Source organism: Roseateles sp., assembly GCF_044373315.1.
GTDB lineage: Bacteria > Pseudomonadota > Gammaproteobacteria > Burkholderiales > Burkholderiaceae_C > JACDQM01.
Map to the genome: position 1 here is coordinate 1 of NZ_JBILQK010000057.1, position 25,628 is coordinate 25,628.

Genomic DNA, 25,628 nt, shown 5'->3' on the forward strand with positions numbered 1-25,628 from the left:
CCTGGGCGAGCACGTGTTCTGCAAGGTCGGCGCCGAAGGCGTCTACTGCGCCGCGCTGCCCGAGCGGGGATGGGGCGTGGCCATCAAGATCGACGACGGCGCAGTGCGCGGCGTCGAGGTGGTGATGGCCGCCGTCATCGAGGCCTTGCTGGGCCTGGACGAGGTGCAGGCCGCGCTGATCGGCGGCTACGCCCGGCCGGTGCTGCAGAACTGGCGTGGCACCGAGGTGGGCAGCCTGCGCCCGGCGCCTGCCTTGCTGCAGGCGCTGTCGGGCTTCAGGCCAGCTTGAACACCGCCACCGTGCCAGCCAGCTGATCGGCCTGCTGCTGCAGGCTCTGCGCCGCAGCGGCGCTTTCTTCCACCAGGGCCGCGTTCTGCTGGGTCATGGAATCCAGCGTCTGGATCGCCTGGCCGATCTGGGCGATGCCGTCGCGCTGTTCGTTGCTCGCGCTGCTGATCTCGCCGACGATACCGTTGACCCGCTCGATCGAAGCCACGATGGCCTGCATGGTCTGACCGGCGCGCTCCACCAGTGCTGAGCCGCTCTCCACGCTCTCGCTGCTGCTGCTGATCAGGCCCTTGATTTCCTTGGCCGCATCGGCCGAGCGCTGCGCCAAGGCCCGCACCTCGGAGGCCACCACGGCGAAACCGCGCCCCTGCTCTCCGGCCCGCGCTGCTTCGACAGCCGCATTCAAGGCCAGGATATTGGTCTGGAAGGCGATGCCATCGATCACGCCGATGATGTCGGCGATCTTGCTGGAGGACTGGCTGATGCGACCCATGGTCTGCACCACCTCACCCACCTCGGAGCCGCCGCGCCGCGCCACTTCCGCCGCTTCATGGGCCAGCTGACTGGCCTTCTGGGCAGCATCGGCGTTGTGGCCGACGCTGGCGGTCAGCTGCTCCATCGCAGAGGCCGTCTCCTCCAGGTTCGAAGCTGCCTGCTCGGTCCGCATGCTCAGGTCCTGGCTGCCAACAGCCACTTCGCGCGAGGCGGTGGCAATGCCGTCCGTGGCCAGTCGCACGCCTGAAACGACCTCGCGCAGCGCCGACTGCATCTCATCCACGCTGCGCATCATCGCGGCCGTTTCATCGGCGCCCTGGGTCGAGATCGGCTGGCTCAGATCGCGCTGCGCGATCTGCCGTGCGCTTTCCACCGCCTCGCCCAGGGGCTTGAGAATCGAGCGCAGATTGAAGACGGTGAAGGCTACGATCACCGAGATGCTGATTGCCATCACCAGCGTCAGCGACCAGCGGATGCGGGCTTCCTCCTTGGCCAGGCGTTCCACTTCGGCGTCGCCATGGTCATCGATCAGCTTGGTCATCTCGGCCAACTGCTTGTCCAGCGCGCGCACCGGGCCCTTGATCGGCTAGGTCGCCTGGTTGGCCGCGGCCGTATCCGCAAACTCACCCTTGACCACGCGCCCGTGAATCTCGCTGAATCCACTGCGGTAGGACTGCAGTGACTTCATCATCTCGGGCGGCATCTGCTTGACCGCCGGTGCGATTTCCAGCTTTTCGATGGTGCTCAAGCCCTTGATGACCTTGTCGAAAGTGGACTCCCAGTCATTCTTGTAGCGTTCGACCTGCCTCGCGTCGGCCAGATTGATCAGCAGGTCTTTCTCATAGCGCCTCAAGTTGCCCACGCCGGCACGTATGTTCGCCAGATTGGTCAAAGCCACCACATCGTGGTCCGAGTAATGCGTGAACTGAAGCCGAGCCTGCGCCAAGCTCCAGAGGCCGTAGCCTCCGATCACGACCAGCATCAGCACCGCCAAGCCCGAGAGGGCGAACAAACGGGCCCGTATGGTGTAGCTACGCAGATCAAGCATGGTTGACTCCAAGTCGAAGGTACAGCACTGCACGCCCACGCAGCCTAGCGGCAAGTCCAGCGGATGGGAAGCGTCTGTGCGCCACGCCGTCGCTGAAACCGGGGTCAGGCCTTGCCGTGCAGCGCTTGCATCGTCGCCAGGAAGCTACCCGCCGGGTCTGGCATCGCCGCTGCTGCGCCAAGGTCCAACCGGCATTGCCCGCTGACATACACCTGCGCGATCGCATTCGTCTGCGTAGCAAACACCAGGCCGTCCATCAGGGCCGCGTCCGGCAGCCCCTGCAAACCGCTGGCCAGACGGTCCAGCACCAGGAAATCGGCGCGGGCACCGGGCTGCAGGCCCCAGCGCGGCAAGCCGGCCGGCACGGCGCTGCCGGCACGGCAGGCTTCGAACAGGCGCACTGCTGTCGAGGGCTCACTCTGCGGCTGCGCTGCCACATTGCGTTGCTGCAGGCCCAGGCGTTGGCCATATTCGAGCCAGCGCAGCTCCTGCACCCAGTCGCGCGTGACATGGCTGTCCGAACCCAGGCTGATGGGCACACCTAGCCCCAGCCAGCCCGGCAGATCGCACAAGCCGTCGCCCAGATTGGCCTCGGTGCCCGGGCAGATCACGATGCCGGCGCCGCTGGCCGCCACCTGCTCGATCTCCTGCGGCGTGCTGTGCGTCGCATGCACCAACTGCCAGCGGGCATCCGGAGCAAACTCATTGCACAAGTACGCCATCGGCCGCTGGCCGGTGGCAGCCAGGCAGTCCTGTACCTCGGCCTGCTGCTCGCTGATGTGGATGTGGATGGGCAAGTCGGTGTCGCCCACCAGCGCCTGCAAGCTGCGGATGTCCGATGCATGGGCGGCGCGCAGCGAGTGCAGCGCCACGCCGGCATTCAGCAGCGGCCGAGCTGCGGCATTGATGCGCTGGCTGGCCTGCCAGACCCAGGCCGCATCGGTCGCAAAGCGCCGCTGGTCGGCACGCAGCGCCGGCTGCGCGAAGCCGGCGTGGGCATAGAGCACCGGCAGCAGGGTCAGGCCGATTCCCACCTCTTCAGCCGCCTCGGCCAGGGCCCAGGCCATCGCCAATTCATCGTCGTAGCGGCTGCCATCCTCGCAGTGATGCAGGTAATGGAACTCGCAGACCTGGGTGTAGCCGCCCTGTAGCAGCTCCCTGTAGAGCTGGCCGGCTATGGCCTTGAGCTGGGCGGGCGTGATGCGCAGCGCCACGCCATACATGCGGTCGCGCCAGGACCAGAAGTCATCCTGCTCGGTTTCGCGCCGCTCGGCCAGGCCAGCAAAGGCGCGCTGGAAGGCATGGCTGTGAGCGTTGACCAAGCTGGGCAGCACCGGCCCGGCTAGGCGCTGCGCGTCCGGCGGGCAGGCTTGATCGGGCAAGAGCTGGCCCCATTGGCCACACGCGTCGACGTGCAGCAGCACATCGCGCTGCCAGCGCCCGTCGATCCAGGCCAGCTCGGCAAAAAAGCGGGCGGCGGCCTTCATGCGGCGGGCTTCCAGTCCAGCAGCGCCTGCAGCAGGCGGCGCAGCAGCGGCTGCACGCGCGCGGCCAGCGCCTCGTCGTAGGCAAAGCTGCCGTCTTCGCGCATGTAGCAGCGCCAGCACATCTCCAGCTGCACCGCATGCCAGCCCTGCACCGGCTGGCCGTAATGGCGGGTGATGAAGCCGCCCTTGAAGCGGCCGTTGACCACCTGGGTGTAGTCGCCCTGCGCCGCCAGCAGCGCGCCCAGGGTCGCGGTAATGGCCGGGTCGCAGCTGCGGCCCTCGACCGTACCCAGGTTGAGGGCCGGCAGCTGCCCCTCGAACAGCCACGGCAGCTCAGAACGGATGCTGTGGGCGTCGAACAGCAGCGCATGGCCATGCAGCGCCTTCAGCCGGCTCATCTCGGCATTGAGCGCGCGGTGGTACGGCAGCCAGTAGCTCTGGCGGCGGCGCAGCTTCTCGGCCTCGTCGGGCGCCTGGCCATCCAGGTAGAGCGCATCGCCGCTGAAGAAGCGCGTCGGGCACAGCTCGGTGTTGGAGGCCCCCGGGTACATCGGCGTGTCCTCGGGCGGGCGGTTCAGGTCGATCAGGTAGCGCGAGTAATGCGGGACGATCAAGCTGGCGCCCAGCGCCTCGGCCAGCTCGCCATAGAGGCGTTCAAGATGCCAGTCGGTGTCTTCCACCGCCAACGCGCGCGGCTGATAGCGGGGCTGCTGGTCCTCGGGAATGGCGGTGCCCACATGCGGCATGCTGATCAGCAGCGGCGTGCGGCCCTGGCGAAGTTTGAATACGGGGGCGTTCATGGTGTTGCTCGATCGGTGCTTCAGTCAATCTCGGCTGCTCTTGCCGCCGCAGACGCGCTGCAGCAGCGGATTGCGGCCGAAGTAATAGGCCAGTTCGCGCGGATGCTCCACATCCCAGACGCAAAAATCGGCGCGCAGGCCGGCAGCCAGCCGGCCGCGGTCGGCCAAGCCCAGCGCCAGCGCGGCCTGCACCGTCATGCCGCGCAGCGATTCTTCGGGCGTCAGGCGGAACAGCGTGCAGGCCATGTTAAGCATCAGCAGCGGCGACAGCACCGGCGAGGTGCCGGGGTTGTGATCGGTCGCCAGAGCAATAGGCACGCCGGCCTCGCGCAGCGCGTGAACCGGCGGCAGCTTGGTTTCGCGCAGAAAGTAGTAGGCACCGGGCAGCAGCACCGCCACCGTGCCGCTGCGCGCCATCGCGCCAATGCCCTCGGTGCTGAGGTACTCCAGATGGTCGCAGGAGAGTGCTCCGAATTCGCAGGCCAGCTGCGTGCCGCCCTGGTCGCTCAACTGCTCGGCATGCAGCTTGACCGGCAGGCCGAGGCGCTTGGCCGCCTCGAAGACGAGGCGCGTCTGTGCCGGCGTGAAACCGATGCCCTCGCAGAAGGCGTCCACCGCATCGACCAGCCCCTGTGCCTGCAGCGCGGGCAGCCAGTCGCAGACGGCCTGGACATAGTCATCTTGCCGATCAGCGTACTCAGGCGGCAGCGCATGGGCGCCCAGATACGTGGTGCACACGGTCAGGCCCAGATCGCTGCCCATCCGGCGAGCCACGCGCAACATCTTGGCTTCGGCCTCCAGTGACAGCCCGTAGCCAGACTTCACTTCCAGCGTGCACACGCCTTCGTCCATCAAGGCCTTGGCGCGCCTTGCGGCCTGCTTGAACAGCAGCGACTCATCGGCCTCGCGCGTGGCCGCCACCGAAGAGCGGATGCCGCCGCCGGCGCGCGCGATCTCTTCATAGCTGGCGCCCTGCAGGCGCAGCTCGAACTCATGCGCGCGCTGGCCGCCGTAGACCAGATGGGTGTGGCAGTCGATCAGCCCTGGCGTGACGACCGCGCCACCCAGGTCATGCCGGCGCAGCGTGCCCTCGGCCAGCTCGGGCGAGAGCTGCGAGGCTTCGCCCACCCACAGGATCTGCGCGCCTTCAGTCAGCATCGCGCCTTGCTCGATCCAGCCCCAGCCCTGTTCACCATCCAGCGTGGCCAGGCGGGCGTTGTGCCAGAGAACGCGGCTCATGGGCGGGCCTCCACATCGGTCCGGCACCAGCGCAACCACCAGGCGGCGCCCTGGCCTTCGAACTGCAGCGGCTGCTCGGCCGGCTGCTCGCACCAGGCCAGGCTCTGCGGCGCCAAGCGCATCGCGCGGCAGCCATGCCGCAGCGTGCCGCCCTCGGCGCTGAACAAGGCCAGCCAATCGGCAGGCCCGGCGGGCAGCGGCTGCGCGGCAGTCAGCAGTTCCAGGCGACCATGGCCGCGCCGGTGCATCAGATTGAAATCCCGCGTCGGTCCATCGATCAGCGAGCAGTCAGGCGCCAGTGCACCATCGAAGCTCAGCGGCTCATCGCCCGGGAACAACTCATACTCGTACAGACGGATGCCAGGGCCCTGCAGCACCGCGATCCAGCGCTGCACGCCGTCAAAGGCCGAGAAGGGCCCGTCCTGCTCGATATCGGCCACGCTGATGCGCAACAACCAGTCCGACGCATGCGGCCAAGCCAGCAGCTCGCGGGTCCAGCCGCCTGCGTTCTTCCAGCGCTGCGGCTGCACATCGGCCGCCGCAATCTGACTCCAGCTCATGCTTGAAAGCTCCCTTGCAAGAGATAGCGGGTGCCCGGATGGGTCAGCCGCACCGAGGTTACCGCGATGCCGCGGCTGTAGGTGATGCGCTTGACGACCAGGCAGGGGTCGCGCCGGCTGATGCCCAGCAGCTTGGCCTCCAGCTCGGATGGCAGCGTAGCCTCGATGGTGTAGCGCGCTTCCGATAGCGGCGCCACCGCCAGCAGATGCTGGGTCGGCGTGGACGCGGCGAAGTCCAGCCCGAGGTAATCCGGCGCCACGGCCGGGTTGACCAGGCGGTCTTCGCACTGGATGGCCACGCCAGTCTCCAGATGCACGATCAGGCTGTGGAACAAGGTGGCGCCGGTCTTCAAGCCAAACTCGGCGGCCTGCTCGGCCGTGGCGCGGGTCTTCTCCAGCAGATGCACACGGGCCTCATGCGCATGGCCGCGCTCGACGATTTCCTCGTGCACATCGCGCACCGTCAGCGAAGACGAGATCTTGTGCAGCTGGGCCACAAAGGTGCCCACGCCCTGTACCCGCTCGATCATCCCTTCCTGCAGCAGCTCGCGCAGCGCGCGGTTCACCGTCATGCGGCTGACCGAAAAACTCTGTGTCAGCTCGGCCTCGGAGGGCAGCAGATCGCCTGGCACCCAGCGGCCGGCGGAGATGCCTTCGCGCAGATGGTTCTTGACCTTCAGATACTGCGGCTCAGGGCCCTCGGGTGTCTTTCTTGCCATGGCGGCATGGTAGTTGACTTTACTTGTATAGACAACTAGAGTCGCCTTCCATCGAATACAGCACGGAGTCTTTCCCATGAGCGCTCAAGCACGTCCCGTCCGCGCCGCAACCGGCACGCAAATCTCCTGCAAGAACTGGCTGACAGAAGCGGCCTACCGCATGCTGCAGAACAATCTGGACCCGGCGGTGGCCGAGAACCCGGATGCGCTGGTGGTCTACGGCGGCATCGGCAAGGCGGCGCGCAACTGGGACTGCTTCGAGGCCATCCTCGAATCGCTGAAGACGCTGAACGACGATGAGACGCTGCTGATCCAGAGCGGCAAGCCGGTGGGCGTGTTCCGCACCCACGCCAACGCACCGCGCGTGCTGCTGGCCAATAGCAATCTGGTGCCGCACTGGGCGACCTGGGAGCATTTCAGCGAGCTGGATCGCAAGGGCCTGATGATGTATGGCCAGATGACGGCCGGCAGCTGGATCTACATCGGCACGCAAGGCATCGTTCAGGGCACTTACGAGACCTTCGCCGAGGCTGGCCGCCAGCACTATGGCGGCTCGCTCAAGGGCAAGTGGATTCTGACGGCCGGCCTGGGTGGCATGGGCGGTGCGCAGCCGCTGGCCGCCACCTTTGCCGGCGCCTGCTCGCTGAACATCGAGTGCCAGCAGTCGCGCATTGATTTCCGCCTGAAGACCCGCTATGTGGACGAGCAGGCCACCGACCTGGACGACGCGCTGGCTCGCATCGCCAAGTACACCGCCGAGGGCAAGGCCATTTCCATCGCGCTGCTGGGCAATGCCGCACGCATCCTGCCGGCACTGGCCGAGCGCTGCAAGACCGATCCGCGCTGCAAGCCAGACCTGGTGACCGACCAGACCTCAGCGCACGATCTGATCAACGGCTACCTGCCCGCCGGCTGGAGCGTCGAGCAGTGGAAGGCCGCTGCCGCCGACCCAGCACAGCATGCCGAGCTGAAGGACGCCGCCGCCAAGAGCTGCGCCGAGCATGTGAAGGCCATGCTGTTGTTCCAGGCCATGGGCGTGCCCACGGTCGACTACGGCAACAACATCCGCCAGGTGGCACTGGATCAGGGCGTGAAGAACGCCTTCGACTTCCCCGGCTTCGTGCCCGCCTATGTGCGCCCGCAGTTCTGCGAGGGCCGCGGCCCCTTCCGCTGGGTGGCGCTCTCGGGAGACCCGGAAGACATCTACAAGACCGACGCCAAGATCAAGGAGCTCTTCCCGGAGGAGACTCGCGTGCACCGCTGGCTGGACATGGCGGCCGAGCGCATCGCCTTCCAGGGCCTGCCGGCGCGCATCTGCTGGCTGGGCCTGGGCCAGCGCCATCTGGCCGGCCTGGCCTTCAACGAGATGGTCCGCAAGGGCGAGCTCAAGGCGCCGATCGTGATCGGCCGCGACCACCTGGACTGTGGCTCGGTGGCCAGCCCCAATCGCGAGACCGAGGCCATGAAGGACGGCAGCGACGCCGTCTCCGACTGGCCGCTGCTGAACGCGCTGCTGAACACCGCCGGCGGCGCCACCTGGGTCAGCCTGCACCATGGTGGCGGCGTGGGCATGGGCTTCAGCCAGCACAGCGGTGTGGTGATCGTGGCCGACGGCACCGACGCCGCGGCCGAGCGCCTGGAGCGCGTGCTGTGGAACGACCCCGCCACCGGCGTGATGCGCCATGCCGATGCCGGCTACGAGATCGCCGAGGCCTGCGCCAAGGAGCGCGGCCTGAACCTGCCCATGATCAAGGACTGACCCCATGACCCGTTTGGAAATCACCCCCGGCCAGCTGACCCTGGAGCAGCTGCGCGCGATCCGCGCCGGCGGCCTGACGCTGAGCCTGCATGCCAGCGCCCATGAAGCCATCCAGCGCAGCGCCGCCGTGGTGCAGGCCGCTGCCGCCGGCGACGCGCCGGTCTACGGTGTCAACACGGGCTTCGGCAAGCTGGCCTCCACCCGCATCAGCAAGGCCGATTTGGCCACGCTGCAGTTCAATCTGATCCGCTCGCACTGCGTCGGCGTGGGCGAACCGCTGGCGCCCAGCGTGGTGCGCCTGATGCTGGCCACCAAGGCAGCCTCGCTGGCGCGCGGCTACTCGGGCGTGCGGCCCGAGGTGGTGCAGTGCCTGCTGGATGTCTTCAACGCAGGCCTGATTCCCTATGTACCGGCCCAGGGCTCGGTGGGCGCCTCGGGTGATCTGGCGCCACTCTCGCACATGACGCTGGCGCTGCTGGGCGAAGGCGAGATGCTGGTGGACGGCCAGCGTCTGCCCGCCCTGCCGGAACTGCGCAAGCACGGCATCACTCCGCTGGTGCTGCAGGCCAAGGAGGGCCTTGCCCTGATCAATGGCACGCAGACCTCCACAGCTCTGGCGCTGGAAGGCCTGCTGCGCTTCGAGAACGTGTTCGCCTCGGCCATCGTCTCGGGCGCGCTGAGCCTGGACGCGGCGCGCGGCAGCGATGGCCCTTTCGATCCGCGCATCCACGAGGTGCGTGGCCAGCCGGGGCAGATCGAGGCGGCACGCGCTTACCGGCAGATCCTCGCCGGCAGCGAGATCCGCGCCTCGCACCAGGAAGGCGACGAGCGCGTGCAGGACCCCTATTGCCTGCGCTGCCAGCCCCAGGTGATGGGCGCCTGCCTCGATCAGGCTCGCTATGTGCGCGACGTGCTGCTGCGCGAGGCCAATGCGGTGACCGACAACCCTCTAGTGTTTGCCGGGGAAGACGGTACGGCCGCGATGGTTTCAGGAGGTAACTTCCATGCCGAGCCGGTCGCCCTGGCTGCCGACGCGCTGGCCTGCGCCATCGCCGAGGTGGGCGCCATCGCCGAGCGCCGCATCGCAATGCTGATCGACGCGGGCGTCTCACGCCTGCCGCCCTTCCTGACCGCCAACGCTGGCCTGAACTCGGGCTTCATGATCGCCCATGTGACGGCCGCCGCATTGGCCAGCGAAAACAAGAGCCTGGCCCATCCGGCCAGCGTCGACAGCCTGCCGACCAGCGCCAACCAGGAAGACCATGTCAGCATGGCCACCTTCGGCGCGCGTCGCCTGGGCCCGATGCTGGACAACACCGCACACATCATCGGCATCGAGCTGCTGGCCGCCGCGCAGGGCATCGAATTCCTGCGCCCGCTGAAGAGCTCAGCAGCGCTGGAAGAGTTGCACGCCCTGGTGCGCCAGAGCTGCCCGCCGATGCCCCAGGACCATTACCTGGCGCCCGATATCGAGCGTGCGACGGCGCTGGTGTTCGACGGCGCGCTGGCACGACTCGTGCAACGAGAAGGCAGCATTACCGTCCTGTGAGCGCCGGCCCCGGGTGATTCCGGAGAGGCAAAGAGGACGGTACGCACCATCATCGACACCTCCCACGCCAGACCGGAGTCATCCGCACCATGAAGAAGACCCTCACCTTGATCGCCCTTGCGGCGCTGAGCTTCGCCGCCCAGGCCCAGGAAGTGAAAGTCGCCATCGGCATCTCCGGCTGGACCGGCTTTGCGCCGCTAACGCTGGCCAAGGAAGCCGGGCTGTTCAAGAAGAATGGCCTGGATGTGTCGATCAAGAAGATTCCGCAGAAGGACCGTCACCTGGCCATCGCCTCCGGCGACATCCAATGTGCAGCCACCACGGTCGAGACCTGGATCGTCTGGAACGCCAATGGCGTGGCCACCACCCAGATCTTCCAGCTCGACAAGAGCTTTGGTGCTGACGGCATGGTGGTGCGGCCCGGCATAGCCAAGATCAGCGACCTTAAGGGCAAGACCGTGGCGGCCAGCGCGCCGGGCACCGCGCCCTACTTCACCCTGGCCTGGATGCTGAAGAAGAACGGCATGTCGCTGAAGGATGTGAATATCGTCAACCTCGAACCCCAGGCTGCCGCCAACGCCCTGATCGCCGGCGCCGGTGGGTTGGATGCGGGCATGACTTACGAGCCCTTCCTGAGCGCGGTGCGTGCCAAGCCCGAGGCGGGCAAGATCCTGGCCACCACGCTGGACTATCCGATGGTCATGGACACCTTCGGCTGCACGCCCAAATTCCTGGCCGAAAACCCCAAGGCAGCCAAGGCCCTGGCCGACAGCTATTTCGAGGCGCTGGCGCTGATCAAGGCCGATCCGAAGAAGAGCTTCGAGATCATGGGCGCCGACGTCAAGCAGACGGGCGAGGCCTTCGAGAAGAGCCAGGCCTTCCTGCGCTGGCAGGACAAGGCGGCCAACCAGAAGTTCTTCGCCGGCGAGCATGCCGCCTTCAGCAAGGAAGCGGCCGAGCTGCTGCTGGAGGTGGGCATCATCAAGACGATCCCTGACCTGTCCAAGCTGGCCGACACCCGCTTCATCCAGTAAGGCATGCGTCCGCTGACCCCGGTGACGCCCAAGGCCCGCGTGGCCTTGGGCCTGAGCTTCTTCGTCGTCTTCGTAGCGCTGTGGTCGCTGGCCACCTTCGGCGGCTATGTGGAGAAGACCTTTCTGGCCGATCCGCTGACCATGCTGAAGTCGGGCTGGCTGCTGCTCACCACCATGGGCTTTGCCGGCGACATCGGCATGACGGTGTGGCGAGTGCTGGGCGGCTTCCTGCTGGCCACGGCGCTGGCGCTGCCGCTGGGCGTGGCGATGGGCGCCTACAAGCCGGTGGAGGCCTTCTTCGAGCCTTTTGTCTCCTTCGCGCGCTACCTGCCGGCCTCGGCCTTCATTCCGCTGCTGATCCTGTGGGTGGGCATCGGCGAGGCGCAGAAGCTGGCGGTGATCTTCATCGGCAGCTTCTTCCAGCTGACGCTGATGATTGCCGTGACCGTGGGCAATACGCGGCGCGATCTGGTGGAGGCCGCCTACACGCTTGGCGTCAGCGACGCCAGCCTGATCCGCCGCGTGCTGATCCCCGGCGCCGCGCCCGAGATCGCTGAAACGCTGCGCATGGTGCTGGGCTGGGCCTGGACCTATGTGATCGTGGCCGAGCTGATCGGCGCGTCCAGCGGCATCGGCCACATGATCACCGACAGCCAGGCCCTGCTGGCTACCGACCAGATCATCTTCGGCATCATCGTGATCGGCCTGATCGGCCTGGTCAGCGACTTTGCCTTCAAGGCCACGAACCGTTGGCTGTTTCCCTGGGCACAGTTGGGCCGCTGAGACAAAGACCATGAGCCCAAGCATCCTCTCCATCCGCGGTGTGTCACGCACCTTCCAAAGCCCCGGCCAAGGTGCCACGCTGGCCTTGCAGGCCACCGATCTTGATGTAGCCGAGAACGATTTCGTCACCATCCTCGGCCCCTCGGGCTGCGGCAAGAGCACGCTTCTGCGCATCGTCGCCGGACTGGACCAGCCCAGCGAGGGTGAGGTCTTGCTGGACGGCGCGCAGGTCAGCGGCCCTGGCGCCGACCGCGGCATGGTGTTCCAGAGCTACACACTGTTTCCCTGGCTCAATGTGCTGGACAACGTCTGCTTCGGACTGCGCGAGCGCGGCCTGGCGCGCTCCCAGCAGGTCGAGATCGCGCAGGGCTTTCTGGCCAAGGTCGGTCTGCAGAAGTTCGCGCAGCATTACCCCAAGCAACTCAGCGGTGGCATGCAACAGCGCACCGCACTGGCCCGCGCCCTGGCCAATGCGCCGCGCATGCTGCTGATGGACGAGCCCTTCGGCGCGCTCGATCACCAGACCCGCGAGCTGATGCAGGAGCTGCTGCTATCGATCTGGGAGCAGGAGAAGAAGACCGTGCTGTTCGTCACCCACGACATCGACGAGGCCATCTTCATGGGCTCGCGCGTGGTGGTCATGAGCGCACGGCCAGGCCGCATCAAGAGCGACCAGGCCTCGCCCTTTCCGCACCCGCGCCACTACCAGGTCAAGACCACGCCCGAGTTCGCCGCGCTCAAGCGCGAGCTGACCGAGCAGCTGCGGGTCGAGGTGCTGGCGGCCCAGGTCTGACGGGCGGCGCCCGTCCGGCGCCAGCGTAGCCTGTCCATCGGTGGATGCAGTCTGTCGCAGCCGGCGCGTCGGGGCGCGAGCGGCCTGCCACAGTGCCTGCTTTCATCCTGGGAGCTGAGCCATGACAGATCTCTTGCCGCGCCGCTGGCTGATGCTGGCCGTCACCTTTGTGCTGATGTTCATAGGCGCCGCGGCCCATGCGGCCAGTCCCCTGGTCGATACGCCCTGGCTGCGCCAAGCCCTGGCCAGCAGCACGCCCCCGCTGCTGCTCGATGCCTCGCCAGCGCGGCAGCATGCGGCAGGACACATCGCCGGCGCGATCAATGCGGACTTCTACAGCCACGGCTCACGCGAGGTGGATGCCGCCACCATGCAGTCCCGCCTGCGCGCCTGGGGTATCGCCAACAACGCGAGCGGCCAGACCCTGGTGATCCACGACCAGGGCGGCACGATGCTGGCCACCTGGCTGTTCTACGAGCTCTACCGCCATGGTGTGGCGCCCGAGCGCCTGCGATTGCTGGACGGCGGCTTGGCTGCCTGGAAGGCCGCAGGCGGCAGCGTCGTCGGCGAGGCCACGCCCCCTCCGGCGCCCGGCAATATCCGGGTGATCGCTGCGCGCGAAGACGCCCGTGCGCGCCTGCCGGAGTTCCTCGCGGCTTCCGGCGACCCGGCGGGACATGCGCTGCTAGAGGCGCTGGACCCCCCCTACTACTTTGGCAGCGCCAGATTCTTCAACCGCGGCGGGCATGTGCCACATGCGCTGCTGTCGCCGGTGGACGACTACTTCCGTCCCGACAAGACCTTCAAGTCGCGCGCCGAGCTGCAGGCCATGCTGGACCATCTCGGTGTGCGCCGCGAGCAGCAGGTCTACAGCTATTGCGGCGGCGGCGTGGCAGCCAGCGTGCCCTACTTCGCCTTGAAGTTCCTGCTGGGCTATCCGCGGGTGGCGCTCTACCAGGGCTCGCAGAAGGAGTGGCTGGAGGATGCGCGCGAGCTGCCGCTGTGGAGCTATGCAGCGCCGTCCCTGCTGCGCAATGCCGACTGGTTGAACGGCTTCAGCAACACCATGCTGCGAACCTTCAGCCACAGCCCGATCAGCATCATCGATGTGCGCCCGGCTGAAGACTACGCAAGAGGCCATGTGCCCTTTGCGCTCAGCCTGCCGTCGGAGCGCTTCCAAGCCGGTCTCGGAGCGCCGGAGCAGTTGGCCGCTCTGCTGGGGCCGGCGGGCGTCGATCCGCAGCATGAGGCGGTGATCGTCTCCCAGGGGGGTCTCAACAAGCGATCGGCACTGGCGTTCGCACTGCTGGAGCAAGTGGGCCAGCGCAAGGTCTCGCTGCTGCTGGAGTCGGCCGAGGAATGGGAACTGCGTGGCCTGCAGCTGAGCCGTGAGCCGACCCGCGTGGGCGCTCGAAAGCCGCCGCTGGACCCGACCATTGCACCGGTCGACTACCAGGCCAGGCCGCGCGCCATCCTGATGAGCAGCGCTGCACTCGCGGTCAAGCCGCCCGCTCATGGCGTACCGCGGGTCTACCTGGCCTTGGGCTCGCGCCCGCCAGGCCCTGAACTGCAGGGCAAGGTCGTTCATCTGCCCTACGCGCAGCTGCTGGATGCCAGCGGCCGACCCAAGCCGGCGCACGAGATCTGGAGCCTGCTGGCTAAGGCCGGGCTGCCGCGCCATGCCCAGATCGTCTGCGTGGGTGAGGACATCGGCGAGGCGGCCATCGGCTACACCCTGCTGCGCTTGATGGGCTTCGCGGATCTCAAGCTGGCGATGAGCTAGAGCGAACGACGAAGCGACAATGCCAGCTTTCCAACCCGGGAGTTGCGGCCTTGCCTATGTTGCGGAAGCTTGTCTTGCTGGTCTTGATGCTGCTGAGCCTCGGACCTGCGCAGGCTATGAGTGTCAGCTTCATCAACCCGGGGCGGTCTGACGAAGCGTTCTGGCTGACGGCCACACAGGCCATGCAGGCGGCGGCCAGGAGTCTGGGCATCCAGCTGGAGGTTCTGTATGCCGAGCGCGAGCCCGAGCGTGCGCTGCGCCTGGCGCGTGAGATCGCCGGGCGCCCGCAGCAGCACCGCCCCGACTATGTGCTGCTGGTCAACGAAAAGGGCACCCTGGTCAGCAATGCGCAGACGCTGGGCGCGGCCGGCATCAAGACCTTTGCCGTCTTCAACGGACTGCTGCCTCAGGAACGCAAGACCTGGGCGCCACGGCAGAGCCTGCCTCTGCTGCTCGGCAGCCTGGAGCCTGATGCGCGCGAGGCAGGCTACCTGACCGCGAAGGCGCTGATCAAGCAGGCCTTGCTGACCCAAGCCGCCGGCAAGCTGCAGATGCTCGCAATCGCGGGCGACCGCTCGACACCGGCTTCCATCGCTCGCAATGAAGGCATGCGCCTGGCCGTGGCTGAGGCGCCGCAGGTCGAACTGGCTGAGACCGTGTTTGCCGACTGGCGCCGTGAGCACGCGCGCGAGCAGATGCAAGGCCTGCTGCAACGACATCCCGCGGCCCGCCTAGTCTGGACAGGCAGCGACCAGATGGCCTTCGGCGCCATGGAAGCGCTCAGCCAGACGGGGGGAAAACCTGGGCGTGACCGTCACTTCTCGACCATCAACACCTCCAACGAGGCCATGCAGGCCGTCATCGACGGCCGGCTCGACGCGCTGGCCGGCGGGCACTATCTGGCCGGGGCCTGGGCCCTGGTCATGCTCTACGACCACCAGCAGGGGCGCGACTTTGTCGACGAGGGGCTGGAGCTGGAGCGCCCGATGTTCACGCTGTTTGGAAAGGCCGAGGCGCGGCGCTTCCTGAAGCAATTCGGCGCCGGCATCCGCGAGCTGGACATGCGCCCGTACAGCAAGCACCTAAACCCGCAAGTGCAGAGGTACCGCTTCAACTTGGGCCAATTGCTGAAGCGTTGAGGGCCGGCGTCGGCGACAGCAAAAAGCATGGGCCTGGCGCCCAGGAATCACGCCACAATCAAGGCACCGCCATCAAGGGTTAACTGATGCATGCGCTGCGACTGGGCCTGATTCTTGTGCTGACACTGTTCGCGCAGAGCAGCCATGCCTTGCGGGTCACCTTCATCAACCCGGGCTATGCCGACGAAGGCTTCTGGTTCTCGGCCACCCAAACCATGCAGAAGGCTGCCGACAGCCTGAAGCTCGAGTTCGAGGTGCTGCATGCCAAGCGCGACCCGGCCACGGCCCTGCAGCTGGCCCGTGAGTTGGCGAACCGTCCGGCCAGCGAGCGCCCCGACTACGTGCTGCTCGTCAACGACAAGGGCTCGCTGGTCCGCGGCGCGCAGGCACTTGGGCAGGCGGGCATTCGCAGCTTCGCGGTGTTCAGCGGACTGCTGCCGCAGGAGCGCAAGCGCTGGCTGCCGCGCAAGACCCTGCCCCTGCTGCTCGGCAGCCTGGAGGCCAGTGATCGCGAGGCCGGCGCGCTGACCAGCGAAGCGCTGATCAGCAAGGGGCTCAGGCAGCTGAATCCAGGCAATGATGGCAAGCTCCACATGGTGGCCGTCGTGGGGGACCGCTCGACGCCGGTGGCGGTGCATCGCTACGAGGGCTTGCGCACTGCGATGGCCCGCCACCCGCAGGTTGAAATGGACGGCACGCTGGTCGCCAACTGGCGGCGTGAAGACGCGGCTGAGCAGGTGGCACAGCTGCTCAAGAAGAACCCCGCGATCCAGCTCATCTGGGCCGGTAACGAGCGCATGGCTTTCGGTGCGATCGATGCGCTGCGCGCGGCCGGGCGACAGCCGGGCAAGGATGTCCTGGTCTCGGCCATCCACAGCTCGCGCGAAGCCGTGCAAGCGCTGCAGGACGGCACCATCTCCACGCTGGCCGGCGGCAACTTCATGGCCGGCGCCTGGGCGCTGGTGATGCTGTACGACCACCACAACGGCCGCGACTTCGTCGATGAAGGTCTGGAGTCGGTGCAGCCGATGTTCATGCTGTTCGAGCGGCCGGACGCCAGCGCCTTCCTGGCCCGCTTCGGCAGCGGCGTGGAGGCGCTGGACTTTGCCGCGTACAGCAAACACCTGAACCCGCGCGTCAAGCGCTACAACTTCAGCTTGGCGACGCTACTGCGCTGAGGCGCCTGCGCGCTCAGTACCTGTTCAGTAACCGTTCAGCGCGCCTTGACCCGCGCGCCGTCGGTCAGGCCTTGCGGTGGATACACCACCACCGTCGTGCCAGTGTCCAGGCCCTTGGCGATCCAGGCCACCTGGCTGTTGCGCGCCTCCAGCTGCACCTCGCTCAGGCGGGCGCAGCCACCGTCAATCTTGAACACCGCATGCCGGCCGGGCTCGGCGCCCGGCAGCGGGAACACCGCGCTGACCGGCACCAGCAGCACCCCCTCCTGGCGGCGCGTCATCACCTTGACCGCAACACGGTAGCCATCGCCCAGGCCCTGACGCTGCGCCAGCGGACTGGTGAGCGCGATCTGCACCCGCACCCGCTGCTCCTCGACGCCCAGCGCCGAAACCTTGGTGAAAGCTCCCGGCTCGACCCGGCTGACCTGGCCCGCCAGCGTGCCCGGCCCGCCCCAGCGCTCGATGCGCACGGCCTGGCCGGCTTTAAGCTGCAGCGCATCGCTGCTCAGCAGCTCGGCCACCACCTCCAGCCGCGCGGTATCGCCCAGCTCGATCAGCGGCGTGCCCATCGCCACCATGGCCTCGCTGGGCTGCTGCACCCGCAAGACCTGACCCCCAACCGGTGCGCGCAGCTCGAAGTTCCGGGCTGAGCCCTGCCCCGGCCCCGCGTTGTGCGCGCCCAGCGCCGCACGCGCCTGGGCCAGCTCGTAGCGGGCGATCTGCGCCTCGGCCTGGGCGCTGGCTCGCTCCTGCTGGGCGGCCTGCAGAGCCAGCTGCGCATCATCTAGATTGGCCTTGGAGACAAACCCCTGGGCCGCCAGCGACTCGGCCCGGCGCAGGCCATGCTCGGCTTGGGCCAGCGCCACCTGGGCCGCGCCCAGGCGTGCCGCGGCGCGCGGCTGGGCGGCGGCCGCGCCATCAGCACGCGCGCTCAGCTCGGCCACACTGCGCGCATCCAGCAACGGCGACAGCGTGGGCTGCAGCTGGCCCAGCACCGCGCCGGCCTGCACCGTGTCGCCCTCCTTCAGTGTTGGCCGCAGCCAGCGGCCGGCCAGCGGCGCCGAGACCTGGTAGCGGTCCAGCACACGGGTCTTGCCATCCTCCTCGATGCCGGCCTCGAACAGGCCCGGCTTCGCCTCGGCCACCTCCACCAGCGTTGGGCGCGGTGCGAAGGCCCAGCCCAGCAGGGCCAGCAGCACGGCTGCCGTGCCGGCCGCCATCCATTTCGTCTTGGTCTGCATCGTTTGCTACTCCCTCGTCTTCAATGCGGCCACCATATCGAGCTGGTCGATTCGCCGCCGCACCACCAGCGCGCTGGCCAGGCCGGCACCCAGCACGGCAAGGCCGGCCCAGGCATAGGTGCGCGGCTGGATCACCACCGGAAACATGAACTGGTCGGACTTGAGCGCGCCCACCAGGCCATGCGTCAGGCCCCAGCCCATCAGCATGCCCAGTGGCAGCGCAATGCCGATGACGAGTGCCATCTCGCCCAGCAGCAGGCCCGAGACCTCGGCGCGCGTAAAGCCCAGCACGCGCAGCGAGGCCAGTTCCCAGCTGCGCTCGGCCAGCGCGATGCGCGCATTGTTGTAGACCACGCCTACCGCGATGACGCTGGCGAACAGGGTCAGGATGGTGCTCATGATGCGCACATTGCGCGCGCTGATGTCCTGCATATTGCGCAGCAGCGTGGCCTTGCTGAAGCTGCCGACCACGCGAGGCAGGGCCTTCAGCGCGCGCAGCAGCTCGCCCTCGCGGCCGCGCTCGGCGATCAGCGCAAACTGCGAAGCCACATCCCCTTCGCCCAGCAGGCGATTCAGCGCTTGGCGCTCGATGTAGGCATTCAGGCCCATCATCTCGCGCACCGTGGCCTCCAGCGGCAGCATCAGCGTGCGCACCTGGCCTTCCAGCAGCTCGACCTGCACCAGGTCGCCGACACGCAGGCCCAGCTTGTCGGCCAGCCGGTCCGTCATCACCAGCCCGGTGCTGCTGGGCAGCGCGGGGCGGCCGTCCACATCGACGATGCGGCGCGCCTCGGGTCGCTCGGCCATGCCCTGCAGGCTGCCCCGCTCACTGCGCGGCCCATGGGTGAAGCGCACCGCCACATCGCGGCCGGATTCGGTGCTCAACACGCCAGGCAGGCGCGCCAGCTCGTGGCGGGCGCTGTCGCCGCCGGCTTCGGCCATCCAGACGACCACATCCGAGCGCATCGAGACGTTGAACTGCGCATCGACGATGTAGTCGATCGCGTCGCGGAAGAAGTTTCCCAGCACGACGATGGCCACAGCCACCGCCACGCCGGCGATCGACAGCAGGCTGCGCCAGGGCCGGCGCTCCATCTGGCGCAGGATCATGCGCAGCTGCACGCTGCCGCGCACGCCCGGCAGGCGCTCCAGCAGCGCGGCCTTGTAGCGCCCAGGCGCGGCCGGCCGCATCGCCTCGGCCGGCGCCAGGCGCACCGTGGCGCCGATGGCGTTCAGCGTGCCGGCAACCGCCATGGCCACGGTCACCGCGCCGCTCATCAGCACCAGCGTGGGTTCCAGCACATGCACGAAGCTGCGGAAGCGGAAGAACTCGGCGTACAGGCCGGTCATCATCAGGCCCAGCGCCTTGCCCAGCGCGACGCCCAGCAGCAGGCCCAGGCCGACGATCACCAGCACCAGCTTCAGGTAGTGCACGGCAATGCTGCGATTGGGATAGCCCAGCGCCTTCAGCGCCGCCACCTGCTCGCGCTGCGTGGCCACCAGGCGCGACACCACAACGTTCAGCAGGAAAGCTGCAACACCCAGGAAGATCACCGGCAGCAGCGTGCCCAGCACCTTCTGTTCCTTGATCTCGTTGTCCAGCATCGCATGCGAGGTCTGGTCCGCGCGGCCATAGGCCTCGCGCCCGCCATAGGGCTTCAGCACCTGCCCCAGCTCGGCGATCACCGCCGCTTCGGAGGCCCCCGGCGCGAGCTTGATCGACACACGGTTGAAGGCGCCGCGCATGTCGTAGGCGCCGGCCAGCAGCTCGCGGTCCAGCCAGACCACGCCGAAGCCGCGCATATCAGGCATGCCGCCCAGGCCGGCAAAAATGTACTCGGGCGACAGCGCCCAGCCCACCACCACCAGCTCGCGCTGCCGGCCATTGATCAACGCCGTCAGCCGCGCGCCGGGCGCCAGGCCGCGGGCTTCGGCAAAAGCAGCCGAAAGCAGCACCTCGATGGCGCTAGTGCCGGCCGGCTGCTCTCCCAGGTCGCGGCCGCGCTGGATGAAGACACGGTTCATGCGTGGCGCTTGCCGCAGCTCCAGCCCGATCAGCTGGCCCAACACCGGATCGTCCACGCCGGGCAGCTCCAGCCGCACCACCTGCTCCAGGCGAGTCTGCGCATCCAGCACGCCGGGCAGCTCGCGCAAGCGCTGCTCCAGCGCCAGCGGCGCGCGCTTGACGCTGGCAAAAACATCGGCGAAGCGCCCCTCGGCGTAGAAGGCATCGCGCGCCAGCGCCAGCGAATCCACCGCCGACAGCGTGGTCAGAAAGCCACCCATGCCGCAGGCCACCACGAGCGCGATGGTCAGCGCCTGGCTCCACATCAGGCGCAGGTCACGGATAAGTTTGCGATCCAGTGCTTTCATGAGAAAAGCTACCAGCTCAGTTCCGCGGGCGAGAGCTTGTGCGCGTTGCGCTCAATGCGCTGGATCGCGCCATCGCTGAGGTAGATGACGCGATCCGCCATCGCCGCAATCGCCGCGTTGTGCGTGATGACCACGGCGGTGGTGCCCAGCTCCTTGTTGATGCGCGCAATCACCTCCAGCACGAGCTTGCCGGTCTGGTAGTCCAACGCGCCGGTGGGTTCGTCGCACAGCAGCAGATCGGGCTGCTTGACGATGGCACGCGCAATCGCCACGCGCTGCTGCTCGCCACCCGAAAGCTGGGCCGGAAAGTGGTCAGCCCGCGGCAAGAGGCCGACCAGGCCGATGGCCTCGTCCACCTGCATCGGGTGGCTGCTGATGTCGGTCACTAGCGCCACGTTCTCGCGCACCGTCAGGCTGGGGATCAGGTTGTAAAACTGGAACACGAAGCCCACGTGCTCGCGCCGGTAGCGCGTCAGCTCGGCCTCGCTGGCGCCGCTGAGCTGATGCTCGGCAAAGCGCAACTCGCCGCTGCTGGGCACGTCCAGCCCGCCCAGGATGTTCAGCAGTGTGGACTTGCCGCTGCCCGAGGCACCCAGCAGCACGATGAACTCACCACGCGCTACGTCCAGATCGACGCTGCGCAGCGCATGCACCGCGGTTTCACCCGTGCCATAGGTCTTGCTCAGGCCTCGAGCGAAGAAGACCGGCGGCTCGGCCGATGGCTGTTGTTCTGCTCCCATGCGGCGAGCGTGGCAGCGCACAGGATCCAGCGCATTGACAGACATCAAGCTTGAAGGCAAGAACGGGCAGAGGCGCCCCTCTCAGTAGCGCCCCGCCGCCCCGGCCACCCGCAGATAGACATAGGCCACCCAGGCCACCAGTGCGCGCGCCAGGAAGGCGCGCAGGCCGCTGCCCTGGCGCTGCAGATCAACCGCCTGCGAGACCTGCACCGCGGCGTCGATCTCATCGGCCACCGCGCGCGCAAAGCCGGCGTCCTGCACCAGAACGTTAGCTTCCAGGTTCAGCAGCAGCGACAGCGGGTCAATGTTGGAGCTGCCCACTGTGGCCCAGCTGTCATCCACCACCGCCACCTTGGCGTGCAGGTAAGCGGGCGTGTACTCATAGATCTTCACGCCATGGCCAAGCAGTTCGGCATACAGCGCCTGCGCGGCAATGCCGGCGATGCGGTAGTCCACCTTGCCCTGCAGCACCAGGCGCACCTGCACGCCACGCCGCGCCGCATCGCGCAGCGCGCGCCGGAAGGCTTGGCCAGGATAGAAGTAGGGCGTGATCAGGTCGACGCGCACGCGTGCGGCGCGGATGGCCTCGATGTAGGCGCGCTCGATGGTGCGGCGCTGGCGCAGGTTGTCGCGCAGCACGAAGGCGGCGCAGACGGGGGCCTGGTCCTGCGGTTCATCGCCCGGGCGCTGCCGGCCGCCGGGCATGCGCAGCCGGCGCGCCAGCCGGCGCAGGCGCGCCATGGGCTCGGGGCTGCGCACCAGGGCCCGCAGTTCCTCGCCGAAGTCGCGCCCCAGCCAAGCCCGGGTCCAGACAGCTCGCGTGGCTTGTGCCACCGGTTCCACCACCGGGCCGCGCAGGCTCACCGCGTAGTCCAGGCGCGGATTGTCGATGGGGCCGATGTTCAGATCCATGCGGTCGTCGATGATGTTGATGCCGCCCACGAAGGCCCGCTCGCCATCCACCACGCACAGCTTCTGGTGCAGCCGGCGGAGCTGGCCCGGTTGCAGCCAGCGCCACCAGCGGTCGATCGGGCGGAATACCGCCAGCGCCACATGCGAGCCCGCCAGTTGCTCGCGCAGCCAATCCAGGCTGGCCTTGGAGCCGAAGCCGTCAACAACCACCCGCACGCGCACGCCACGCTGGGCCGCGGCGCGCAAGGCGGCCACCAGATCGGCGCCCGCACTGTCGTGATGAAAGATGTAGGTGGCCAGCCAGACCTCATGCCGCGCGTCACGGATGGCGTCGATCTGGGCCGGAAACAGCGCGTCGCCGCCGCGCAGCAGTTCCACCTCGTTGGCGCCGCAGTAGACGGGCAGCGCGACGCTGTGCCAGGAGAACAGCGGGTCGGGCTCGGCCGCGTTGGGGGTGGTGCTCACGCCAGTTCGAGCTCGGCCACCAGCGGCAGGTGGTCGGACATGCGGGCCCACGCCGGGCCCTTGGGCACCTGGGTGCTGACGCAGCGCAGGCCGCGCACATAGATTCGATCCAGCGAGAAGAACGGCAGGCGGGAAGGAAAGGTCGCCTGGCGCGTGCGGCTGGGCGACTCGGCGCGCAGCAGGCCGCAGTCGCGCATCGGCGTATCCAGGCGCTCGCCCCAGTCGTTGAAATCGCCGGCCACCACCAGCAGCTCGCCCTCGGGCACCTCGCGCGCGATGTACTCGGCCAGGCGCTGCACCTGGCGCACCCGGCTGCCGTGCATCAGGCCCAGATGGGCGACGACCGCATGCACCGTCATGCCGTGCCAGGTGACCGGCACATGCAGCAGACCGCGCTGCTCGAAGCGGTGATCAGACACGTCGTGGTGGCCAATATCGCCGATCGGCCAGCGCGACAGCAGCGCATTGCCATGCTCGCCATGTTTGGTGACCGCATTGGTGCGGTAGGCCACGTCATAGCCTTCGGGTGCGAGGAACTCGGCCTGGCCTTGATCCGGCCAGCCGAAGGAGCTGCGGTCGAACTGACGCGCCTCACGGTGGTGGAAATGCCGCACCTCCTGCAGGAACACCAGGTCGGCATCCAGCGCCTCCACGCCCAGGCCCAGGTTGTGGATCTCCAGGCGCTTTTGCGGACCGACGCCGCGCACGCCCTTGTGGATGTTGTAGGTGGCCACCCGCAGATAGGGGCTCAGGATGCTGGTCTGCGGCGCATGCGTCGAATGCCTGAATGCGGGCTTCATGCTGCGGCCTCCGGCTGGAAGCGCGGCAGCTGCAGCACGGCTTCGGCGTTGGACGGCGAGAAGCACAGGTCCGCCGCCTCGCGCCAGGGCAGCCAGCGGTATTGCAGATGCTCGCGCGGCGCCAGCTGCACCGGCATGCCGGCCGGCACGGTGAGGCCGAACACATGCTCGGTATTACGCGTCACGCCGGGTGCGTAGCGGTGCCGCCAGACCGGGTAGATCTCGTAGATGTTGCGAAGCTGCCAGTCCTGCAGACTCGCACCGGGCGCATCGACATCGATGCCCGTCTCCTCCAGCACCTCACGTCGGGCGGCCAGCGCCGGCGGCTCGTCCGGCGCATCCAGCGAGCCCGTCACGCTCTGCCAGAAACCCGGCCGGTCGGCACGCTCCAGCATCAGCACCTGCAGCTCGGGCGTGTGGATCACCACCAGCACCGATTCCGGAATTTTGTAGGGTCGCGCCTGGACTGCACTCTCGCTCATGCGACAAGCATAGCGGAGCCACCCGACCGGTTCAGCGCTGGGTGCGTTGACTCCACAACACGCCAGCGGCCACCAGCAGCATTCCCAGCAGCGTGAGAGTCTCCGGCCGCTCGCCAAAGAGCGGCAAAGCCAGCAAGCTGGCCAACACCGGGGTGAGAGCCCCGGCTGTGGCGCTGCGCTGTGCGCCCAGTCGGGCCACCGCGAAGCTGTAGCTCAGCGTCGAGACCAGGCCAACGCCCAGCCCTTGCAGAGCCAGCTGTAGCGCCAAGGAGCCTGCATCGAGTTGCAGCAGCTTCAGAGGGCCCGGCCCGAGCTGCCACAGCAACCAGGGCGCCAGCAGGGTCAGGGAGACGCAGGAGATCAGTGCTGCAGCCTCCAGTGGAGCCAGTCGCGCCTCGCGCAGGGCCAGGGTGTAAGCCGACCACATCAGGCTGCCCAGCAGAAAGAGCGCATAACCCTGAGCGCGGTCGCCCTGCCCCGCATGCAGGGCCAGCATGGTGGCCACGCCGGCGGCGATGCACAACAAGGCAGGCCAGCGCGCCAGCGCCTGGCGACCGTGCAAGGCCGCACCCAGCAGGGCGGTGAACAGGGGCAGAGTGCCTGGAATCAGGGTGGCCCCCTCGGCCACCGGCGCATGGCGCATTCCCCAGCTCGCGACCAGGAAGTAAGGCAGGCCAGCGCCGACCACGATGCACAGGGCCGGACGCCAGGACATGGCCCGCAAGCGATTGCGGGCCCGCCACAGCACAGGCAGGAAGATCAGACCGGCCGGCCCGAAACGGATCAGGGCCAGCTCAGCTGGCGGCAGCGCCGCCAGCGCGCCTGCACGCAGTGAGATGAAGAAGCCCGCCCAGATGCACAGGGTCAGAGCAAGGGCGGCCCAGCCCAGCCAGGGGCGGGCTTCGGACTGCGCACGGCCCAGGGGCAAGGCGCCAGAGGCGGAAGAAGACATGGGGGACGGCGGACTACGGCGAGCAGGAGTGCGCCGGCAATTTTCCGCAAGCTTCCCGGGCGATTTCCGCCAATACAAAGCGCCAGACTCGAGGCCATTCGCAGAGAATCTCTGGAATTCAAAACGATTTTGGTGATTTTGAGATAGCCCCCTGAACCTCCGGACACGGTCCATCGCTTATCTTCCACATAGGCATAGGACTGTGCGTATGACTAGACATACAGAGACCATTGAGGTCATCACCCGGGACCAGCGCAGGCGGCGCTGGTCGGCTGCCGAGAAGGCGGCTCTGGTTCGCAAGACATATGAACCCGGCATGAGCGTGTCGCTCGTGGCCCGTCAGGAGGGCGTGTCGGCCAGCCTGCTGTTCACTTGGCGCAAGCTGGATCGCGAAGGCGCGCTGGTGGCCGTGGGCGCAGGAGAGGCCGTTGTGCCAGCCTCGGAGTTGGCTGCAGCACGGGCCGAGATCGCTAAGCTGCAACGCGTGCTGGGCAAAAAGACCTTGGAGAACGAGATTCTCAAGGAAGCCGTGGAGATCGCCGCTGCAAAAAAGTGGATTGCGCGCTCGCCCTTGTTGCCCGGGGACGACCAATGAAGTCGGTCTGTTCGGCACTGGGCGTGGCGCGCTCGAATCTGCATGTGCGGCATCACCGGCCAGGCGACTGGCAGGACGGCCGCAGTGGCCGCACGCCGGCCCAGGATGAGGCATTGGTGGCCGACGTGCGGCGACACATTGCCGAGTTGCCCAGCTATGGCTATCGCAGAGCCGGTGCGCTGCTCAATCGAGAGCGACGTTCCCAAGGTCAAGCAGTGCTGAACCACAAGCGCGTCTACCGGGTCATGGCGCGGCATCAGCTGCTGCTGCCCAAGGCGCCCAGGCGAAGGCATTCGAACCGCGTTCACGAGGGCCAGGTCAGCGTGCCAATGAGCAACATGCGCTGGTGCTCCGACGGCTTCGAGATCAAGTGCGATTCGGGCGAGACCGTCACGGCGACCTTCGCCAAAGAC

The 25,628-nt window shown here is 67.6% G+C and carries 23 protein-coding genes and 1 pseudogene; 10 read left to right on the top strand and 14 right to left on the bottom strand.

Features of this window, described 5'->3' with window-relative positions; genetic code table 11:
* Positions 1 to 289: asparaginase (locus ACIQ67_RS13335; protein ID WP_397534860.1), on the top strand; the 289-nt coding region annotated here is incomplete at its 5' end.
* On the opposite strand, the gene ACIQ67_RS13340 is transcribed toward ACIQ67_RS13335, so the two are convergent.
* The 7 genes from ACIQ67_RS13340 to hutC all read right to left on the bottom strand — a co-directional run bounded on the left by ACIQ67_RS13340 (position 276) and on the right by hutC (position 6,637).
* Positions 276 to 1,325 carry a methyl-accepting chemotaxis protein gene (locus ACIQ67_RS13340; RefSeq protein WP_397534861.1) on the bottom strand — a complete coding sequence of 350 codons (1,050 nt, stop codon included), beginning with the start codon at positions 1,323 to 1,325 and terminating at the stop codon, positions 276 to 278. The genes ACIQ67_RS13335 and ACIQ67_RS13340 overlap by 14 nt on opposite strands.
* Positions 1,326 to 1,370: 45 nt before the next feature.
* Positions 1,371 to 1,832, bottom strand: coding sequence for an MCP four helix bundle domain-containing protein (locus ACIQ67_RS13345; RefSeq protein ID WP_397534862.1), 462 nt, complete (start codon positions 1,830 to 1,832; stop codon positions 1,371 to 1,373).
* 104 nt (positions 1,833 to 1,936) lie between these two features.
* On the bottom strand, positions 1,937 to 3,319 hold the full coding sequence (gene hutF, locus ACIQ67_RS13350) for a formimidoylglutamate deiminase (protein WP_397534863.1): 1,383 nt from the start codon (positions 3,317 to 3,319) through the stop codon (positions 1,937 to 1,939).
* A complete protein-coding gene (gene hutG, locus ACIQ67_RS13355) occupies positions 3,316 to 4,119 on the bottom strand; it encodes an N-formylglutamate deformylase (protein ID WP_397534864.1) in 804 nt (267 codons plus the stop codon). The genes hutF and hutG overlap by 4 nt, the downstream gene beginning before the upstream one ends.
* A 24-nt stretch (positions 4,120 to 4,143) precedes the next feature.
* Positions 4,144 to 5,358 carry an imidazolonepropionase gene (gene hutI, locus ACIQ67_RS13360; protein ID WP_397534865.1) on the bottom strand — a complete coding sequence of 405 codons (1,215 nt, stop codon included), beginning with the start codon at positions 5,356 to 5,358 and terminating at the stop codon, positions 4,144 to 4,146.
* On the bottom strand, positions 5,355 to 5,918 hold the full coding sequence (locus ACIQ67_RS13365) for a HutD family protein (RefSeq protein ID WP_397534866.1): 564 nt from the start codon (positions 5,916 to 5,918) through the stop codon (positions 5,355 to 5,357). The genes hutI and ACIQ67_RS13365 overlap by 4 nt, the downstream gene beginning before the upstream one ends.
* Positions 5,915 to 6,637 (bottom strand): histidine utilization repressor, encoded by a 723-nt coding sequence (hutC, locus tag ACIQ67_RS13370; RefSeq protein ID WP_397534867.1) that lies wholly within the window; start codon positions 6,635 to 6,637, stop codon positions 5,915 to 5,917. The genes ACIQ67_RS13365 and hutC overlap by 4 nt, the downstream gene beginning before the upstream one ends.
* Positions 6,638 to 6,713: 76 nt before the next feature.
* On the opposite strand from hutC, the gene hutU reads away from it, so the two are divergent.
* The 8 genes from hutU to ACIQ67_RS13410 all read left to right on the top strand — a co-directional run bounded on the left by hutU (position 6,714) and on the right by ACIQ67_RS13410 (position 16,655).
* Positions 6,714 to 8,396: a urocanate hydratase gene (gene hutU / locus ACIQ67_RS13375; protein WP_397534868.1), complete on the top strand. Its 1,683-nt coding sequence runs from the start codon at positions 6,714 to 6,716 to the stop codon at positions 8,394 to 8,396.
* 4 nt (positions 8,397 to 8,400) lie between these two features.
* A complete protein-coding gene (hutH, locus tag ACIQ67_RS13380) occupies positions 8,401 to 9,945 on the top strand; it encodes a histidine ammonia-lyase (protein ID WP_397534869.1) in 1,545 nt (514 codons plus the stop codon).
* 89 nt (positions 9,946 to 10,034) lie between these two features.
* Positions 10,035 to 10,979: an ABC transporter substrate-binding protein gene (locus tag ACIQ67_RS13385; protein ID WP_397534870.1), complete on the top strand. Its 945-nt coding sequence runs from the start codon at positions 10,035 to 10,037 to the stop codon at positions 10,977 to 10,979.
* Between the two features lie 3 nt (positions 10,980 to 10,982).
* Entirely contained in the window at positions 10,983 to 11,762 is a 780-nt protein-coding gene (locus ACIQ67_RS13390; RefSeq protein WP_397534871.1) for an ABC transporter permease, read from the top strand.
* Between the two features lie 10 nt (positions 11,763 to 11,772).
* Positions 11,773 to 12,555 carry an ABC transporter ATP-binding protein gene (locus ACIQ67_RS13395; protein ID WP_397534872.1) on the top strand — a complete coding sequence of 261 codons (783 nt, stop codon included), beginning with the start codon at positions 11,773 to 11,775 and terminating at the stop codon, positions 12,553 to 12,555.
* Between the two features lie 121 nt (positions 12,556 to 12,676).
* Positions 12,677 to 14,338 (top strand): rhodanese-like domain-containing protein, encoded by a 1,662-nt coding sequence (locus tag ACIQ67_RS13400; RefSeq protein ID WP_397534873.1) that lies wholly within the window; start codon positions 12,677 to 12,679, stop codon positions 14,336 to 14,338.
* A gap of 116 nt (positions 14,339 to 14,454) precedes the next feature.
* The gene (locus ACIQ67_RS13405) at positions 14,455 to 15,477 is read left to right on the top strand and encodes an ABC transporter substrate-binding protein (protein ID WP_397534874.1); all 1,023 of its coding nucleotides are present in this window, start codon (positions 14,455 to 14,457) and stop codon (positions 15,475 to 15,477) included.
* Between the two features lie 86 nt (positions 15,478 to 15,563).
* Positions 15,564 to 16,655 (top strand): ABC transporter substrate-binding protein, encoded by a 1,092-nt coding sequence (locus ACIQ67_RS13410; RefSeq protein ID WP_397534875.1) that lies wholly within the window; start codon positions 15,564 to 15,566, stop codon positions 16,653 to 16,655.
* A gap of 35 nt (positions 16,656 to 16,690) precedes the next feature.
* Here the strand turns inward: ACIQ67_RS13410 and ACIQ67_RS13415 are convergent, their stop codons facing one another.
* The 7 genes from ACIQ67_RS13415 to ACIQ67_RS13445 all read right to left on the bottom strand — a co-directional run bounded on the left by ACIQ67_RS13415 (position 16,691) and on the right by ACIQ67_RS13445 (position 24,620).
* The gene (locus ACIQ67_RS13415; RefSeq protein WP_397534876.1) at positions 16,691 to 17,896 is read right to left on the bottom strand and encodes an efflux RND transporter periplasmic adaptor subunit; all 1,206 of its coding nucleotides are present in this window, start codon (positions 17,894 to 17,896) and stop codon (positions 16,691 to 16,693) included.
* A 6-nt stretch (positions 17,897 to 17,902) separates the two neighbouring features.
* Positions 17,903 to 20,269, bottom strand: a complete 2,367-nt coding sequence (locus ACIQ67_RS13420; protein WP_397534877.1) for an ABC transporter permease — start codon at positions 20,267 to 20,269, stop codon at positions 17,903 to 17,905.
* 8 nt (positions 20,270 to 20,277) lie between these two features.
* Positions 20,278 to 21,009: an ABC transporter ATP-binding protein gene (locus tag ACIQ67_RS13425; RefSeq protein WP_397534878.1), complete on the bottom strand. Its 732-nt coding sequence runs from the start codon at positions 21,007 to 21,009 to the stop codon at positions 20,278 to 20,280.
* Between the two features lie 81 nt (positions 21,010 to 21,090).
* Positions 21,091 to 22,386, bottom strand: coding sequence for a cardiolipin synthase ClsB (gene clsB / locus ACIQ67_RS13430; RefSeq protein ID WP_397534879.1), 1,296 nt, complete (start codon positions 22,384 to 22,386; stop codon positions 21,091 to 21,093).
* The gene (locus ACIQ67_RS13435) at positions 22,383 to 23,186 is read right to left on the bottom strand and encodes an endonuclease/exonuclease/phosphatase family protein (protein WP_397534880.1); all 804 of its coding nucleotides are present in this window, start codon (positions 23,184 to 23,186) and stop codon (positions 22,383 to 22,385) included. The genes clsB and ACIQ67_RS13435 overlap by 4 nt, the downstream gene beginning before the upstream one ends.
* Positions 23,183 to 23,668 (bottom strand): dihydroneopterin triphosphate diphosphatase, encoded by a 486-nt coding sequence (gene nudB, locus ACIQ67_RS13440; protein ID WP_397534881.1) that lies wholly within the window; start codon positions 23,666 to 23,668, stop codon positions 23,183 to 23,185. Before nudB ends, ACIQ67_RS13435 begins: the two co-directional genes overlap by 4 nt.
* Before the next feature lie 31 nt (positions 23,669 to 23,699).
* A complete protein-coding gene (locus tag ACIQ67_RS13445) occupies positions 23,700 to 24,620 on the bottom strand; it encodes a DMT family transporter (RefSeq protein WP_397534882.1) in 921 nt (306 codons plus the stop codon).
* 208 nt (positions 24,621 to 24,828) lie between these two features.
* Here ACIQ67_RS13445 and ACIQ67_RS13450 point away from each other — a divergent pair.
* A pseudogene (locus tag ACIQ67_RS13450) lies at positions 24,829 to 25,628 on the top strand (transposase); the annotation flags it as partial.

What these genes read in the sequence shown, in the direction of transcription:
- hutC (WP_397534867.1), bottom strand. Translation starts at nt 6,637, where the DNA reads ATGGCAAGAAAGACACCCGAGGGCCCTGAGCCGCAGTATCTGAAGGTC.
- hutI (WP_397534865.1), bottom strand. Translation starts at nt 5,358, where the DNA reads ATGAGCCGCGTTCTCTGGCACAACGCCCGCCTGGCCACGCTGGATGGT.
- ACIQ67_RS13425 (WP_397534878.1), bottom strand. Translation starts at nt 21,009, where the DNA reads ATGGGAGCAGAACAACAGCCATCGGCCGAGCCGCCGGTCTTCTTCGCT.
- hutG (WP_397534864.1), bottom strand. Translation starts at nt 4,119, where the DNA reads ATGAACGCCCCCGTATTCAAACTTCGCCAGGGCCGCACGCCGCTGCTG.
- ACIQ67_RS13445 (WP_397534882.1), bottom strand. Translation starts at nt 24,620, where the DNA reads ATGTCTTCTTCCGCCTCTGGCGCCTTGCCCCTGGGCCGTGCGCAGTCC.
- ACIQ67_RS13385 (WP_397534870.1), top strand. Translation starts at nt 10,035, where the DNA reads ATGAAGAAGACCCTCACCTTGATCGCCCTTGCGGCGCTGAGCTTCGCC.
- hutU (WP_397534868.1), top strand. Translation starts at nt 6,714, where the DNA reads ATGAGCGCTCAAGCACGTCCCGTCCGCGCCGCAACCGGCACGCAAATC.
- ACIQ67_RS13365 (WP_397534866.1), bottom strand. Translation starts at nt 5,918, where the DNA reads ATGAGCTGGAGTCAGATTGCGGCGGCCGATGTGCAGCCGCAGCGCTGG.
- ACIQ67_RS13340 (WP_397534861.1), bottom strand. Translation starts at nt 1,325, where the DNA reads ATGACCAAGCTGATCGATGACCATGGCGACGCCGAAGTGGAACGCCTG.
- ACIQ67_RS13395 (WP_397534872.1), top strand. Translation starts at nt 11,773, where the DNA reads ATGAGCCCAAGCATCCTCTCCATCCGCGGTGTGTCACGCACCTTCCAA.
- ACIQ67_RS13390 (WP_397534871.1), top strand. Translation starts at nt 10,983, where the DNA reads ATGCGTCCGCTGACCCCGGTGACGCCCAAGGCCCGCGTGGCCTTGGGC.
- hutH (WP_397534869.1), top strand. Translation starts at nt 8,401, where the DNA reads ATGACCCGTTTGGAAATCACCCCCGGCCAGCTGACCCTGGAGCAGCTG.
- ACIQ67_RS13405 (WP_397534874.1), top strand. Translation starts at nt 14,455, where the DNA reads ATGAGTGTCAGCTTCATCAACCCGGGGCGGTCTGACGAAGCGTTCTGG.
- ACIQ67_RS13420 (WP_397534877.1), bottom strand. Translation starts at nt 20,269, where the DNA reads ATGAAAGCACTGGATCGCAAACTTATCCGTGACCTGCGCCTGATGTGG.
- ACIQ67_RS13400 (WP_397534873.1), top strand. Translation starts at nt 12,677, where the DNA reads ATGACAGATCTCTTGCCGCGCCGCTGGCTGATGCTGGCCGTCACCTTT.
- ACIQ67_RS13415 (WP_397534876.1), bottom strand. Translation starts at nt 17,896, where the DNA reads ATGCAGACCAAGACGAAATGGATGGCGGCCGGCACGGCAGCCGTGCTG.
- nudB (WP_397534881.1), bottom strand. Translation starts at nt 23,668, where the DNA reads ATGAGCGAGAGTGCAGTCCAGGCGCGACCCTACAAAATTCCGGAATCG.
- hutF (WP_397534863.1), bottom strand. Translation starts at nt 3,319, where the DNA reads ATGAAGGCCGCCGCCCGCTTTTTTGCCGAGCTGGCCTGGATCGACGGG.
- ACIQ67_RS13435 (WP_397534880.1), bottom strand. Translation starts at nt 23,186, where the DNA reads ATGAAGCCCGCATTCAGGCATTCGACGCATGCGCCGCAGACCAGCATC.
- ACIQ67_RS13345 (WP_397534862.1), bottom strand. Translation starts at nt 1,832, where the DNA reads ATGCTTGATCTGCGTAGCTACACCATACGGGCCCGTTTGTTCGCCCTC.
- ACIQ67_RS13410 (WP_397534875.1), top strand. Translation starts at nt 15,564, where the DNA reads ATGCATGCGCTGCGACTGGGCCTGATTCTTGTGCTGACACTGTTCGCG.